Raw genomic sequence first — 14,733 nt, 5'->3', positions numbered from 1 at the left:
GCCTTCGCCGGAACTCCTACGGAGACTCGCGGAGCCGACTTCGCCGGTGCCCGATCGAGCTGCATCGGCCCGAACTCGGAGCACCGCCGCTGAACCTCGTGAGTGTTGAGTGTGGCTATAGCCACACTCAACACTCACGAGGTTCGGGTGCTGGTGGCCAGGTCGCGCTCGATCCTCGAGGCGGTGGCGGTCAGGAGGGCCACCCATTCGGCCAGGCGGGGGCGGGTGTAGCGGGCCGTAGGCATCGCGATCGACACCGCCGCCACCGGCGTCGAGTCCTCGGCCTGGACGAGCCTGCCGATCGCGGTCACGCCGTGCTCGGTCTGCTGATCGTTGACCGCGAAACCCTGCCTGCGGATGCGGCGCAGGGTGCGCAGCAGACGCGCGAGGTCCAGCTGCGGGACACCGGGCTCCAACTCCGAGTCGCCGTAGCGGCGCACGATCTCCTCCTCCGGCTGACCGGCGAGGATGACCAGACCACCGGATGCCAGGTGCGCGGGCAGCATCTTGCCCTCCCGGTCGCCCACCCGCAGCACCTTGTCGCACTCCACCGTCGCGGCGAAGCGCACCTGGTCGCCGACCAGGATCATCAGGTTCACCGTCTCGCCGCACCGCTGCACCAAGGACTGCAGGTGGGGCAGCGCGACCTCGCGCAGGCTGGCGACCGGTTCCGGCGCGGCCGGCGTGCGCAGGACCGAACCCGGCAGGTAGCGCCGGTCGGCGTCCTGCTCGGCGAAGTCGCGGTACACCAGCATCGCCAACAACCGGTGCGCCGTCGAGCGCGCGACGCCCAGCCGTTGAGCCGCGTCCGAGACCCGCAGCGGGCCCTCCTGCTGCAGGATCACCGCCAGGCGGAGCGCATGGTCGACCGAGTCGATGCTGTAGGCCGGCTTGTTCTTCACATCAGAATGCTAGGTCCTGGTGGACAGAACCGCGCTTAGTGTCACTCTCATGACCACCGACTCGCCGGTTCGGCTGACCACTCCGGACGCGCCGGGGCAGCCGACCCCGACGCCTGAGCTCGCCCAGCTCTACCGCGGCTTCGAGAGTGAGCTGCTGGTCCCGCTGTGGACCGAGATCGGCGACCTGATGCCGGCCAGCCCCCGACCGGCGGCCTCCGCGCACGTGTGGCGGTGGGCGCGGCTGCTGGAGCTGGCGCGGCGCTCCGGCGAACTCGTACCGGTCGGGCGCGGCGGTGAACGCAGAGCCATCGCGCTGGCCAACCCCGGCCTCGGCGGCGCGCCGTACGCGACGCCGACGCTGTGGGCCGCGATCCAGTACCTCAACCCGCGTGAGGACGCACCGGTCCACCGGCACACACAGCACGCGTTCCGGTTCGTCGTCGAGGGTGAGGGCGTGTGGACCGTCGTCGACGGTGACCCGGTGGCGATGCGGCGCGGCGACTTCCTGCTCACCCCCGGCTGGCGCTTCCACGGCCATCACAACCAGAGCGACACCCCGATGGCCTGGCTCGACGGCCTGGACATCCCGTTCGTGCACGCGGTCGGTTCGGCGTTCTTCGAGCTCGGGCCGGACGTCGTGTCCGACCACTCGACGCCGGCGAGGTCGCGGGCCGAGCGGCTGTGGGCACACCCGGGGTTACGGCCGGTCTCGGCGCCGGACTCGACAACCAGCTCACCGATCGCCGCCTACCGGTGGGAACACACCGATGCCGCGCTGACCGACCAGCTGGCGCTGGAGTCCGAGGGGTACCCGGGCGTGGTCGAGCCGGGGCACGCGGCCGTCCGGTTCAGCAACCCGACGACCGGCGGGGACGTGCTGCCGACCATGCGCGCCGAGATGCACCGGCTGCGCGGCGGGACCAGGACCGCCGCGCGGCGCGAGGTCGGTTCGTCGGTGTGGCAGGTGTTCGACGGGACCGGGCGAATACTGCTCGGTGCCGGTTTGGATCAGCACGAATGGCCGGTGACCAGGGGCGATCTGTTCGTCGTGCCGTCCTGGGTGCCGCTGACGCTGACCGCCGACGAGCCGCTCGACCTGTTCCGTTTCTCCGACACCCCCCTTTTTGAGCGCCTGCACTCCCACCGGGTGCAGGTAGAAGGAGCTCCCTGAATGAGACTGACCACCCTGCGCATCGCGAGCGGGACCCGCGCGGCCCGGGTCGACTCGGATACCGCGGTCGAGCTGGACGCCCCCGATCTGGGTGCGCTGCTCGCCTCGCCGGACTGGCGTTCGATCGCGGCGGCCGGCGACGGGCCGGCGCACCGGCTCGCCGACGTCGAGCTGGCCCCGCTGGTGCCTCGCCCCGGCAAGATCGTGTGCGTCGGGCTGAACTATCGCAACCACATCCTGGAGATGGGCCGTGAGCTGCCTCGGTACCCGACGCTGTTCGCCAAGTACGCCGAGGCGCTGATCGGGCCGACCGACGACATCGCGCTCGACCCCGCGTCCGACGCCGTCGACTGGGAGGCCGAGCTGGCGCTGGTCGTCGGCGCACCGGTTCGCCGGGCGTCGGTGGACGAGGCGGCCGAGGCGATCGCCGGCTTCTCGGTGCTCAACGACGTGACGATGCGCGACTGGCAGTACCGGGGTCCGCAGTGGCTGCAGGGCAAGACGTTCGAGGGCAGCACGCCGTTCGGTCCGGTGCTCGTGACGCCGGACGAGCTGCCCGGCGGTGTGCGGCCCCAGCTGGAGATCCGCTGCTCAGTGGAAGACGAGACCGTCCAGTCTTCCCATACCGGTGAGCTGGTGTTCGACCCGGTCGCGCTGGTCCGCTACGTGTCGGACATCGTCACGCTGCAACCGGGCGACGTGATCGCCACCGGCACCCCCGGCGGCGTCGGGCACGCGCGCACGCCGCCCCGCTACCTGCGCGACGGGTCGCGGCTGGTGACCGAGATCGAAGGCATCGGTCAGCTATCGAATATCGCAGGTGCGAGGGGCATGATATCGGCATGACAACCTGGCTGACCGACGGCACCGCGCTGCTGCTCAAGACGGTCGACGGACTCAGCGACGCCGAGCTGCACGAGCCGAGCGCGCTGCCCGGCTGGACCCGTCGGCATCTGCTTGCGCACGTGGCGCTCAACGCCGAGGCGCTCGCCCGGTTGGTCTCCTGGGCACGGACCGGCGTCGAGTCGCGCATGTACCGCTCAGCGGAGCAGCGCAACGCCGACATCGAGTCCGGGGCCCGGATCTCGGTGTCCGAGCTGCGGGAGTGGGTACACAGCTCGGTGACGGGCCTGGCGGCCGACCTTGCGACGCTGCCGGAGGATGCCTGGTCGATGCCAGTCGCGACCGCGCAGGGCCGGCGCGTTCCGGCGACCGAAATCCCCTGGATGCGGGCCCGCGAGGTCAACATCCACGCCATCGACCTCGGCACCGGGCTCGGCTTCGCTGACCTGCCGGACGGCTTCTGCCCAGAGCTGGTCGGGGACATCGCGCACACGCGGTCGGGCACCGGGCCCGCCCTGGTCCTGGCCTCCGGCGGCCGCGAATGGCAGGTCGCGGGGACCGGCGAGCCGACCCGAGTCGAGCTGGCGATGTCCGAGATGGCCGCCTGGTTGGCCGGCCGCCATGACCGACCCGATCTTCCTGAACTGCCGAAGTGGCTCTGACCTGGAGGTGCTGATGGATTCCGACGTCGTGGTCGTGGGTGGCGGCATCGGCGGGCTCGGGTGCGCGCTGGCGCTACGCCGCGCCGGGCTGCGGGTGCGGGTGTTGGAACAGGATTCACAGTTCGGCGAGGTCGGCGCGGGGCTGCAGGTGGCACCGAACGCGACGCGCATTCTGCGGTCCTGGGGTCTGCTCGACGACGTTGTTGCGCGCGGTGTGCGGCCGCGTCGGCTCGTCTTGCGGGACGCGCTGGACGGCGCCGAACTGACCCATCTCGACGCGGCCGATCTCGCGCGGCGTTACGGCGCACCGTACATTCTGATCCACCGCGGCGACCTGCACTCCATCCTGCTCGGCGCGTGCCGGGACACCGGGGTCGAGCTGTGTACATCGGTCCAGGTCACCGGCGTGGAGCAAGAGCCGGCGCGCGCGGTGGCGATCAGTTCCGATCGCCGGGACGCCGCATCGGTCGTGCTCGCCGCCGATGGGCTCGGGTCGGGGCTGCGTTCCTTGCTCAACACAGACCATCTGGTCAGCTCAGGGTATGTGGCCTATCGAGGGACAGTGCCGGTCGCCGAGCTCACCGAAACCGACGGAGTCACGCTGGACGAGATGGTGATCTACATCGGCCCCGATTGCCATCTGGTGCAGTACCCGCTCAGGGGCGGGGAACTGCTCAACCAGGCCGCCGTGTTCCGTTCACCGAAAGCGCTTGCCGGTGAGATCGAGTGGGGTACGCCGGACGAGCTGGATGCCGCGTTCAGGCACACGTGCGACGCTGTCCGCGCCGGCCTGCCCCGGTTGTGGCGGAACCGATGGTGGCGCATGTACGACCGCGAACCGATCGGTACGTGGGTGGACCGGAGGCTCGCGCTGGTCGGCGATGCCGCACATCCGATGCTGCAGTACCTCGCGCAGGGCGCCTGCCAAGCGTTGGAGGACGCCGACTGCCTCGCGGGCGCGCTTGGCAGCACAACGGACCTGGACGCGGCACTGCGCACATACGACGAGCTGCGTACCGTCCGTACCGCGCGGGTGCAGCGCACGGCGCGCGACTGGGGCAAGCTGTGGCACTGCGACGGCGTCTCCCGAGCCGCCCGCAACGCCCTCCTGACGGACCGCACCGCCACCGACTACCGCTACATCGACTGGCTCTACTCGGCATAGGCCTGTTCCGCGCGCCATCGTTCCCGGAAGGCCCTCCGGGCCGACCGGGAACGATCCAGGCGGCAACCCCTTCGGGGTCGCTGCCTGGGCTTTTTCCTCGCGGGCCCCCATACCCTTCGGGCATGGGGGACCACTCGGAAAAATGTCGCCTTCGGCGACGCGCGCGCTTGTGGTCACCCTGAGAGCCGCCACTCATGCACTACCCGCCTTCGGCGGAACCCCTCCGGGCACCTCTGCGGGGCCACCTTATGCACCAAACCTCACCACACTCCCGATGCAAGCTAAGGGCGCTCCAGGCGCGATGCGCAACCCACGACGCACACCAGCGCAAGTAGGGACCCGTGAGTGTTTTGGGTTGCCAGGGCAACCCAAAACACTCACGGCTTTTTCGGCTGCGGGTGCTCATGCGTCTGTCAAGCCGGCTCCGCAAGTCTCCGAAGGAGTTCCGGCGAAGGCCGGGCAGTGAATGTCCGCAACAACCCGCCCAGCTGCCAGGGCGGCTCCCCAGGTGGCCACAAGCGCGCGCCCGGGCGAGTCCCCGAGCCTTTTTTTCTGGGAGCACCCCAGCGAGCGTTTACGCGAGCCGGGGTGGTCACAGAAAAATACCGCGCGCGAAACAGGCCAAGCAACACAGCTACAGGACGCCTACCAGGCCTCCGTCGCAGCGGACCGCGGTGCCTGTGACGTAGGCGGCGGGGGCGCTGCACAGGAAGGCGGCCACCGCGCCGAACTCGTCGGGGTCGCCGTAGCGGCCGGCGGGGATCGTCTTCTCACCCTCGGCGTGCACCTCGGCGATCGAGCGGCCGGTGTTCTCCGCGACCGAGCGGTTCAGTGATTCCATCCGGTCGGTCGCGATGCGGCCGGGCAGTACCAGGTTGACCGTGACGCCGTCCGCCGCCACGTCGGTCGCCAAGCTCTTGAGGTACGCGGCGAGCGCGGAGCGTCCGATGTTGGACAGCGCCAGCCCGGGAAGCGGCTGGACCACGCCGCTGGACGCGATCGCCACGATCCGTCCCCAGCCGCGCGACCGCATGCCGGGCAGCACCGCGTTGACCAGCTGCTGCTGCACCAGCAGCAGATCGTGCACGGCCTTGACGGTGGACTCCGTGTCCAGTGTCGACGCGGTTCCGGGACGCGGGCCGGGGCCGTTCAGCACCAGGATGTCGATGTCGCCGAACGCCGAGCGTGCCGCATCGAGGAGCTGCTCCGGGCCACCCTCGGCGGTGAGGTCGACACCGACACCGACCGCGCTGGGCAGCTCGGCGGCGATCGACGACGCGAGCTCGGCCCGCCTGCCGGACACGACGACGTTCGCGCCCTCGGTGCCCAGCACCCGGGCGGTCGCCGCGCCGAGACCACCGGTCGATGCGCACACCAGCGCGGTGCGCCCCTTGATTCCCAGTTCCACTACGCAACCTCCGCGTTAGGTGTGGCCGACAGGTGCCGGTCCAGCTGCTTGCTCAACGCCTCCGGCATCGACGGCGCGGGCGGCCGGACCGCCGACTCCGCCAGCAGACCACGACGCCGCAGCGCCTCCTTGCGGATCGCCAGCCCGATAGCTGCCTGCGACTCGAAGTTGATGAGCGGAAGGTACGGCAGATAGGCCTGTCGTGCCGCCTCGTGCCCACCGGTCCGCCACGCCTCGACGCAGGCGATCAGTCCTTCGGGAACGGAGAAGCCGGTCATCGCGCCGGCCGCGCCCTCGGCGAGCTCGTCGAGCAGGCCCAGGCCGCCGAGCCCGCCGAAGACCGGCACGTCGGTGCCCGCGACGAGCGTCGCGATCGCGGCGGGAGTCGGTGGCGCCTCGGCCTTCACCGCGACCACAGACGGCGTGGCGCGCACGACGGACACCAGGTCGGCCGCGCCGATCTTCACCCCGGTGATCAGCGGATAGTCCTGGACGACGAGCCCCGCGCCGGTCGCCTCGTGCACCGCGCGCAGGTGCGCACCCAGCACGGCCGGCGAGGCGCTGTTGACCTGCACCATCGCACCGGCAAGCCGGTCGCCCACGACCTCGCGCGCGGCGAGCACCTCGTCGATCACCGGCGCGGTCGCGGTCCCGGTCACCCCGACCACGAGCGGCAGCCCGACCGCGTCGACGACCGTCTCCAGCACCTGGCGTCGCTCCGCGACCGACAGCCGGACGGCCTCGCCGAAGACCCCGAGCACGGTCAGCCCGGTCACGCCGATGCGTTCGTAGTGCTGGACCAGCCGCGTCAGGCCGGCCTCGTCGACGGACAGGGCGGAGCCGATGAACGGCGTGGCGACCACACCCCACACCCCTGGCTCTAGCGTCTCGGACATCATTCCCCCTTCCACACCGGCGGACGTTTCTCCTGGAACGCACGCACACCTTCGTCGGCGTCCGCGCTGGACAGCGCCGCGATCACCGCGGGCAGCCGCACCGCCTGGGCCTCCCGGGCGGAGAGCCCGGCGGTCCGGTTGACGGTCTGTTTGATCGCCCGCAGCGACGTGGGCGCACACGCCAGTACGTCGTCTACCCAGCGTTGCACAACACTATCCAGCTCGCCCGCCGGCGCAACCTCGTTCACCAGACCCATCCGGTACATCTCAGCCGCCGGGACGCGCCTGCCGGTCAGCAGCAGGCCCATCGCCTGGGTGTGCGGCACCCGCCGGACCAGCCGTGCGATACCACCGTCCAGCGGGGTGCGCCCGACGCGCGGTTCGGTCAGACCGAACTGGGCGTGTTCGGCCGCGACCACGATGTCGCAGCCCAGCACCATCTCCATGCCGCCGCCGAGCGCGTAGCCGTTGACCCGCGCGATCACCGGGACGTCCAGGGTGTCGCGCAGGGACAGACCGCCGAAGCCGTTCGGGTCCAGCTCGGACCAGTACTCCAGCCCGGTCTTGTCCACCGCGTCAGCAGACATGTCCGCCCCCACGCAGAACGCGCGCTCACCCGCGCCGGTGACCACGACGACCCGTACGTCCCGGTCCGCCTCGATGCTCGCCCAGATCTCGTTGAGCTGGTCCAGGGTGTCGGCGTCGACAGCGTTCATCCGCTGCGGCCGCTCGATGGTCACCCGCGCCACGTGCTGGTCCAGTACGTAAGAGACCCGTGAGTGGCGAGTGGTCTCCTGGGACCACTCGCCACTCACGGGTTCCGAGCTGCGGCTCTTCATCCGAGGACACCTTCCGCTCGCAGGCCGGCCACCCGCGCGGCGTCGTAGCCGTGCTCCGTGAGGACCTGTTCGTTGTGCTGACCGAGCATCGGCGGCACCCGTCTGACCTGCGCGGGTGTGCCGGACAGGTGGATCGGCGCGTTCAACGTCTGCACGGTGCCCGCGTGCGGGTGCTCCATCCGCAGCAGCATCTCGTTCACCGCCGTCTGCTCGTCGGCGAGCGCCTCGACCAGCGTGCGGACCGGCGCGCACAGCAGGTCCTGCTCCTCCAGGCGCTTGACCCAGTACTCGGTCGAGTTCAGCGCGAACCGCTCCCGGAAGATCGCCTGCAGTTCCGGTCGGTGCGCGATCTGGGAGGTCTGCGTGGCGAACTCCGGCCGCAGCGACAGGTCCTCGCCGATCTCCAGCGCGACCGAGATGTCGCGCAGCGGGTTCTGCTTGAACGCTCCGACCATGCACACCGCGCCATCGGTCGTGGTGAACACCCCGGACAGCGGCATCGCCGCCCAGTTGATCTCATGACCCCGGTTGAGCTGCATCGACGCTTCCTGCATCTGCATGTGCAGCATCGAGTCGTACATCGCGACCTCGACCTTCTGCCCCTCACCGGTGCGCGCCCGGTGCAGCAGCGCCAGCAGGATGCCCTGCATGAGGTGCATGCCGGTGGTGTAGTCGCACAGCGTCGTCGGGTAGACGCTCAGCGGCAGGTCCTCGGACTCACGCCGCCACATCACCCCCGAGTAGGCCTGCGCCAGCACGTCCTGCCCGCCCTTGTGCTTGTACGGACCGTCCGTGCCGAAGCCGGTGCCGGACGCCCAGATCAGCGACGGGTTCACCGAGCACAGCGCCTCGTAGCCGAACCCGAGCCGCTCCATCACCCCCGAGCGGAAGTTCGAGACCACCACGTCGGCGTCCCGAACCAGGTCCAGGATCACCTGTTTCCCCTGCTCAGCGCGAGTGTTGACGGTGATACTGCGCTTGTTGCGGTTGATGCTGAGGAACACCGGGTTGTCCAGCCCGGCGTCGTCGACGATCGACGTGCGCGACAGGTCCCCGCTGCCCGGCCGCTCCACCTTGATCACGTCCGCGCCGAAGTCGCCGAGCAGCTGCGTACAGCTGGGCCCCATGTACACCTGGGTGAAGTCGACGACCGTCACCCCGTCCAGTGCGTGCGCGTTCATACCGCCACCTCCGAGAGCTCGTCCACGGTCGCATTGGCCGACGGCACATCACCGGGGTCGGCGCCCTGTTCACGCATCCCTCGCCGGATGTCCTCGATGGGCACGTCCCGCACCGAGGACCCCGAGGAGACCGCGAGCGCCGCAGCGACACCGGCGGCCTGACCCATCGCCATGCACGGCGGAATCTCCCGGGACATCCGTTGCGCGTCGGGCGTCGCCGAGTAGTGCCGACCGGCGACCAGCAGCTGATCGACGCCGCGCGGCAGCAGCGCGCGGTAGGGCGTGTAGTAGTCGCGGCCCCGGCAGACGGTGTCGGCGAAGTGCCGCCGGGTGGTCAGGTCGTCCTTCGTCACGACGTACTCGCCGGCCAGCAGCCGCGTCTGCCGCACCCCCATCTGCTCGGCGACGTCAACCACGAAGGCGTTCGCGAACCCGGGCAGCACCTCGCGCACGTAGTCCATGACCTCGGCGATGCGCGCCCGCGCGTCGAACTCGGCGGCGGTCAGCGACTCGGGGTCGGCACCGTCGTAGCCGGTCAGGTGCGGGCAGTTGCACCACACCACCCCGGGCAACGGCGTCTTGAGCCACCACATCTCCCACGCCCCGCCGAGCATCCGCTTGACCTTGCGGTTGATCGCGCGCGCTTCCTTCGGGTTCTCCTGCTCGAAGCGCTCCGCCGCCGCCGTGTCCACCCCGCCGAGCCGGAACACGAGCGTCACCAGATACCGGTCGTGGATGAAGTCCGCGCCGGCCCGGGACGCCACGTCGATGTCGCCGGTCGTGTCGATCACGACCTCACCGAGCACCGCCTGCGGGCCCGCCTTCGTCTCGCACACGACGCCGGAGATCACGCCGTCGCGGACGATCGGGCGGGAGAACCAGCTGTGCAGCCGCAGGTGGATGCCGTTCTCCCGGACCAGGTCGTTCGACACCCGCTTCCAGCCGTCCGGGTCGAACGCAACCGCGTAGCAGATCGGCTTGGGGTTGACGTGCGAGTGGAAGTTGTAGGCACCCCAGCGGGCCCATTTGTTCCACATCTCGGTCGAGGAGTACCGGTCGGTGCTCGGCGGCCAGACCGCGAGTCCCATCGTGGCGAGCCGGTCGATGTACTCGGCCACCACACCGGTCGTGGTGATCTCGTCGCCGTTGACCATGTCGTCGAGGACCAGCACCATCCCGCCGGACGCGAGCCCGCCCAGCGCCGAGTACCGCTCGACCAGCGTCACCGAGGCACCGCGCCGGGCGGCCGCGACGGCGGCACTCACCCCCGCCGGTCCACCGCCGACCACGACGACGTCGCTGCGCCGCACCACCGGGGCCGAAATCTCGTCTCGAGCGAATTCATTCACCGACATACACCTCACCGCGTCGACGGGCCAGCAGGTAGAAGACGACGCTGAGCAGGCACAGCGCCGCCAGGTAACAGGGGAAGAGCCAGCCGATGTGCAGGCTCTGGGACCACACGAGCAGGTAGGACGCGGTGCCGCCGAACAGCGCGACACCGATGCCGTACCCGAGTCCGCAGCCCGCCGCGCGGCACGCCATCGGCATGAGCGATGTGCTCACGATGTTGTAGAGCGTCAGGTTCATCATCAGCGGGACACCGCCGACCAGCAGCACGACCGCGAGCACGCCGAGCCCGGGGCCGGTGTAGGCCAGCATCAGGAACACCGCCGGAATCGCCACCAGCCGGCTGACCAGGAACGTCCGGGACAGCCGGTACCGGTCGGCCAGGCTGCCGACCAGCGGCGACCCCAGCATCATGATCAGGTTGAGCAGTGTGACCATGCCGAACACCCACATGGTGTTCTCGCCGAAGCCGCTCTTGGCCAGGCTCGGCAGGCCCACGTTCCACGCGTAGCTGTAGGCCTGCACGGCACCCACCACGAAGATCACCGCGAGCACACCGACCCAGTGCCGCCGGACCAGACGCCACACCTGACCGGTGGAGGCGGCCGGGGTCTCGCTCGTGTGGTGCAGCGTCTCCGGCAGCGAACGGCGCAGGAAGATCGTGATGATGCCCAGCAGCGCGCCGAAGACGAACGGCACCCGCCAGCCCCAGTCCGCCATCGCGCCCGGACTCAGGATCGCGCTGGTCAGGAAGCTGACCAGGGACGCACCCAGCAGCCCGAGGTTGACGAACATGCTGATGATGCCGCCACCCCAGCGCGCCTCGTGCCCGGCCGGGGCGAGCTCCGCGCCGTACGCGGTCGACAGCGGCGCCTCGACGCCGGTCGAGATGCCCTGCGCGAGCCGGCAGACCACGAGGATCACGCCGGCCCACGCACCGATCTGCCCGTAGGTCGGCAGCACCGCGATGACCAGCGTGGACACCGCCATGATGGCCACCGACAGCAGCATCACCGTACGTCTGCCGATCCGGTCGGCCACGGTGCCCAGGATGATGCCGCCGAACGGTCGCGCGGCGAACCCGACGGCGAACACCGCGAGGGCGCTCAAGGTCGCGGACACCGGATCGACCGACGGAAAGAAATGCGGCCCCATCCAGGACGCCAACAGGCCGTAGACCTGCCAGTCGTACCATTCGACGGTGTTTCCGAGCCCCAGTCCGAGCAGTGCGCGACGGTTGGGGCGAACAGTTTTCTTGACTTCCGTATCGGCTGACATGAGAGCCATACCTTTGAAAGGGCGCACGAAAGCACGCCGGCTTGACCAGCTTCAGATGGTGCCGATCAGCCGAACCTGCGACTGATCTACCAGGTAGGGGGCGTGATGACCCACACGGCGGTGCACACTTCGTCACCCGCGTTGACGTACCAGTGCGGAATGGTCGAGGCGTACCGAATGGAATCGCCCGGGTGCAGGCGATACCGGGTGCCGTCCAAATACACGTCCTTGATGCCGGACAATACGAGGCCGAATTCCTCGCCATTGTGCTGGAACGGTGTGGCGCTGGTGTCGTTTCCCGGCTGGGTCTCCACCCAGGTCACTTCGAGCGCACCGTTCAGGTCCGGCGTCAACAAATGGAACGCGGCGCCGTCGTCCGGCAACCCGCCGTGATTATCGAGCCGGCGACGCTCGTCCTTGCGGACAACGGGAGAGCTCTGCACTTCGACGTTGAACAGCCGACCGACCGGTATGCCGAGCCCGTGTGCGAGCTGGACCAGCGAGGTGAAGGCGGGATTGGCCTTGCCTCGCTCGATCTGACTGATGATTCCGGTACTGAGACCCGACGCGTCGCTGAGCTGCTCCAGGGTCAGGCCACGCTCCTTGCGCAAGGCGCGTACCTGACTTCCCACCGCGGACAGCAGCTGCCCGGTCTCCAGGCTGTTGTCGGACACTGCGGGCTGGGTCACAGCTTCAGCATAATGAAGCTTTTCATCATGTCAATGGTTCGGTCAGATCGACGCGATCCGCGCGACCCCGACACTCAGCCGGGCCACGTCCTCCACGAGATTCAGAAACCGCAGCTCAGCGTCCCGGGCGGCAGTGACGCTCCGCATCCGACAAGCGTCGACCCGCTCGCGGTAGCCGTTCACGAGATCTCCCACGGAACCGGGATAGAGCCGACAGAGCTCGTCGTACCCGATCCGCTGACTGCGTTCGCACATCACCTCGAACTCGGTGAGCAAGCTGAGTTCGAAGGACGAGATCACCGGCTCGATGAAGTCGCTGAAGGTCTGCCACAGGACCGTGTAGGCCTCGTCGGAACGCCAGTCGACGACGGTGAAACCCTCGGTCACCACACGGACCGCGTCGAACGTTCCCAGTGGGGACACCAACGCGGCCTCGGCGAACACCTCGGGCTGGACGGCGCGACGGACGGCGAACACCCGATCCAACAGGCGGACGTCCAGGTCCGCGACAACCACCCGGCTCGGGCCGTCGAAATACAGCAACCCCTCGGACTCCAGGGGCCGCAGTGCCTGCCGCAGCGTGGCTACCGGAAGCCGCAGCTCCTCGGACTCACGGTTCAGTTCGAGGACCCGACCGGGAAGCAGACGGCCCGACCTGATCGCACAGCTCGTGCGTTCGGCGAACCTTTTCACCGCCCGCACGGACCCCAGGGAATAGATGCGCGCCGGCCCCGTCACGGCGGTGACTTTACCGGCGGATTCTTGTAATTCCAAGTATCGTACAACCTATAACATGATTGCACGGTCAAACGTCCCGGCGCGCACTACCGCTCATCCCGATCGGCGACCGTGGTGCGCGACGTCCTCCAGCAGATCCAGATAGCGCAGACCCTCTTCCCGAACCCCCGCGTCACTGCGCGACCGGTACGCGTCGATCACCCCGAGCAGGCCGTCGTACAGCAGGTCCGCGTCCGACGGACGGCACCGGCGGAGCTCCCGGTAGCCGATGCGCCAGCCCCGATCGACGATCAGGCACAGCTCTTCGAGAGCCGCCGCCTCGACAGCCGGCAGCCCGTGGGTCAGCAGTGCGACGTAGTCGCGCTGCTGCTGAACAGCGGCGTGCTCCTCACGCAACCAGTCGCAGCGATGGATGTCGTCGACCCTCGCCCCGAGCCGATCGAACCCGTCGACCGTCGCCCGACACGCCCTGGCCACCGCGTGCGGTTCGAGCGCCCGCCGCAGCTGGAAAGCCCTGTCGAGCCGGCGACCGTCGACCGGGACGACCCGAGCACGAGCCGCCCCCTCGAACACGAGCATCCCGTCGAACTCCAGCCCACGCAGTGCGCCTCGCACGGTCGCCACCCGCGCACCGCGGTCGTCGGCGGCCCGCGCCAGATCGAGCACGGTGCCCTGACGAAGCCGCCCGAACCTGATCGCCAGCCCGGTCTCCTCGACGAACGCCTTCACCGAACGCCGCGACCCCAGACTCGACACCGAAGCGATCCCGTTCATCGCGTCAACCTAACCGGACGATACGGTATCCGCGATATCCTTTATCCGAGATATCGCCGGAAGCGAGCATCCGGCACGCCAGCCCCGGTCAGGCGGAGAGCGACTCGACCGCCCGCACACCCTGGCGGGATACGTCCTCGATCAGCTCGAGGAACCGTTCGTCCGCCTCCCGGACACCGGCGACGCTGCGCGCCTGGCACGCGCCCACCAGCTCCCAGCACTGCTCGTTGAGGATCTCCACGTCAGCTGGATAGCTGCGACGCACCTCGCTGAATCCGATCCGCGCGGAGCGTTCGCTCATCCCCAGCAACTCCTGGACGACGTTGAACTCCACCGGCGACACGGTCGGGACGACGAAGTCGAGGAACACCCGCTGCACCGAGGAGAAGACCTCGTCGAAGCGCCAGTCGATGGTCGACAGGTTCCTGGTCGCGTCGCGCAGATCGTCGAAGTTGACGACCGGCGAGGTCCGGCACGCATTGCACAGCACTTCCGGCTCGAGCGCCCGACGAAGACTGAACACCCGGTCCAGCCGACCGGAGTCGAGCGGCGCGACCACCACCCGGCCGGGCCCGGCGTCGAGGATCAACCCCTCGATCTCCAGATCCTGCAGACCGTGACGCAGCTTCGCCAGTGGGATTCCCAGCTCGTCGCAGGTCTGTTCCAGCTCGAGCACCTTGCCCGGCAGCATTCGCCCGGCATTGATTGCCCGTGCCGTCTCGGCGACAAAACTCTTCAGCGCACGCGCGGGTGCGAGTGAGTAGACGGGTGCGGACTCGGCCACTCAGGCACCTTACCCAGTTCACGCCCGTCATCCCAAGCATCTTGAGCTTTCAA

General features: G+C 69.2%; 15 protein-coding genes. 4 read left to right on the top strand and 11 right to left on the bottom strand.

Going from position 1 to position 14,733, the window contains the following annotated elements; genetic code table 11:
• Positions 1-134: 134 nt before the first annotated feature.
• Positions 135-902 (bottom strand): IclR family transcriptional regulator, encoded by a 768-nt coding sequence (locus tag G406_RS0138600; protein WP_028938003.1) that lies wholly within the window; start codon positions 900-902, stop codon positions 135-137.
• A gap of 49 nt (positions 903-951) precedes the next feature.
• Between G406_RS0138600 and G406_RS0138595 the strand changes: the two genes are divergently transcribed.
• Genes G406_RS0138595 through G406_RS0138580 form a run of 4 tightly spaced genes read left to right on the top strand, consistent with a single transcriptional unit; the run spans position 952 to position 4,743 of the window.
• Positions 952-2,073 carry a cupin domain-containing protein gene (locus G406_RS0138595; protein WP_051343247.1) on the top strand — a complete coding sequence of 374 codons (1,122 nt, stop codon included), beginning with the start codon at positions 952-954 and terminating at the stop codon, positions 2,071-2,073.
• Complete coding sequence (locus G406_RS0138590; protein WP_028938001.1) at positions 2,074-2,919, top strand: fumarylacetoacetate hydrolase family protein; 846 nt, start codon at positions 2,074-2,076, stop codon at positions 2,917-2,919. It begins immediately after the preceding gene.
• Positions 2,916-3,578 (top strand): maleylpyruvate isomerase family mycothiol-dependent enzyme, encoded by a 663-nt coding sequence (locus tag G406_RS0138585; RefSeq protein ID WP_037080740.1) that lies wholly within the window; start codon positions 2,916-2,918, stop codon positions 3,576-3,578. The genes G406_RS0138590 and G406_RS0138585 overlap by 4 nt, the downstream gene beginning before the upstream one ends.
• Positions 3,579-3,591: 13 nt before the next feature.
• Positions 3,592-4,743, top strand: a complete 1,152-nt coding sequence (locus tag G406_RS0138580; protein ID WP_169736868.1) for an FAD-dependent oxidoreductase — start codon at positions 3,592-3,594, stop codon at positions 4,741-4,743.
• 634 nt (positions 4,744-5,377) lie between these two features.
• Here G406_RS0138580 and G406_RS0138575 read toward each other — a convergent pair.
• From G406_RS0138575 to G406_RS54995, 10 genes are all read right to left on the bottom strand, one after another.
• Positions 5,378-6,151: an SDR family oxidoreductase gene (locus G406_RS0138575; RefSeq protein ID WP_028937998.1), complete on the bottom strand. Its 774-nt coding sequence runs from the start codon at positions 6,149-6,151 to the stop codon at positions 5,378-5,380.
• On the bottom strand, positions 6,151-7,047 hold the full coding sequence (locus G406_RS0138570; RefSeq protein ID WP_028937997.1) for a dihydrodipicolinate synthase family protein: 897 nt from the start codon (positions 7,045-7,047) through the stop codon (positions 6,151-6,153). The genes G406_RS0138575 and G406_RS0138570 overlap by 1 nt, the downstream gene beginning before the upstream one ends.
• Positions 7,047-7,886, bottom strand: coding sequence for an enoyl-CoA hydratase-related protein (locus tag G406_RS0138565; protein WP_084216696.1), 840 nt, complete (start codon positions 7,884-7,886; stop codon positions 7,047-7,049). The genes G406_RS0138570 and G406_RS0138565 overlap by 1 nt, the downstream gene beginning before the upstream one ends.
• On the bottom strand, positions 7,883-9,067 hold the full coding sequence (locus G406_RS0138560; protein WP_028937995.1) for a CaiB/BaiF CoA transferase family protein: 1,185 nt from the start codon (positions 9,065-9,067) through the stop codon (positions 7,883-7,885). Before G406_RS0138560 ends, G406_RS0138565 begins: the two co-directional genes overlap by 4 nt.
• A complete protein-coding gene (locus tag G406_RS0138555) occupies positions 9,064-10,416 on the bottom strand; it encodes an FAD-dependent oxidoreductase (protein ID WP_281172615.1) in 1,353 nt (450 codons plus the stop codon). Before G406_RS0138555 ends, G406_RS0138560 begins: the two co-directional genes overlap by 4 nt.
• Positions 10,409-11,695: an MFS transporter gene (locus G406_RS0138550; RefSeq protein ID WP_028937993.1), complete on the bottom strand. Its 1,287-nt coding sequence runs from the start codon at positions 11,693-11,695 to the stop codon at positions 10,409-10,411. Before G406_RS0138550 ends, G406_RS0138555 begins: the two co-directional genes overlap by 8 nt.
• A gap of 86 nt (positions 11,696-11,781) precedes the next feature.
• On the bottom strand, positions 11,782-12,384 hold the full coding sequence (locus G406_RS0138545) for a helix-turn-helix domain-containing protein (protein ID WP_245607369.1): 603 nt from the start codon (positions 12,382-12,384) through the stop codon (positions 11,782-11,784).
• A 42-nt stretch (positions 12,385-12,426) separates the two neighbouring features.
• The gene (locus tag G406_RS0138540) at positions 12,427-13,122 is read right to left on the bottom strand and encodes a GntR family transcriptional regulator (protein ID WP_028937991.1); all 696 of its coding nucleotides are present in this window, start codon (positions 13,120-13,122) and stop codon (positions 12,427-12,429) included.
• A gap of 93 nt (positions 13,123-13,215) precedes the next feature.
• Entirely contained in the window at positions 13,216-13,896 is a 681-nt protein-coding gene (locus G406_RS0138535) for a GntR family transcriptional regulator (protein WP_028937990.1), read from the bottom strand.
• 88 nt (positions 13,897-13,984) lie between these two features.
• Positions 13,985-14,680, bottom strand: coding sequence for a GntR family transcriptional regulator (locus G406_RS54995; RefSeq protein WP_156935373.1), 696 nt, complete (start codon positions 14,678-14,680; stop codon positions 13,985-13,987).
• Between the last annotated feature and the right edge of the window lie 53 nt (positions 14,681-14,733).

The sequence above is a fragment of the Actinospineispora spinosispora DSM 44797 genome, from assembly GCF_000429025.1.
GTDB classification, from domain to species: domain Bacteria; phylum Actinomycetota; class Actinomycetes; order Mycobacteriales; family Pseudonocardiaceae; genus Pseudonocardia; species Pseudonocardia spinosispora.
Note: the sequence above shows the minus strand (reverse complement) of the source record. Positions and strands in the feature narration are given on the sequence as shown.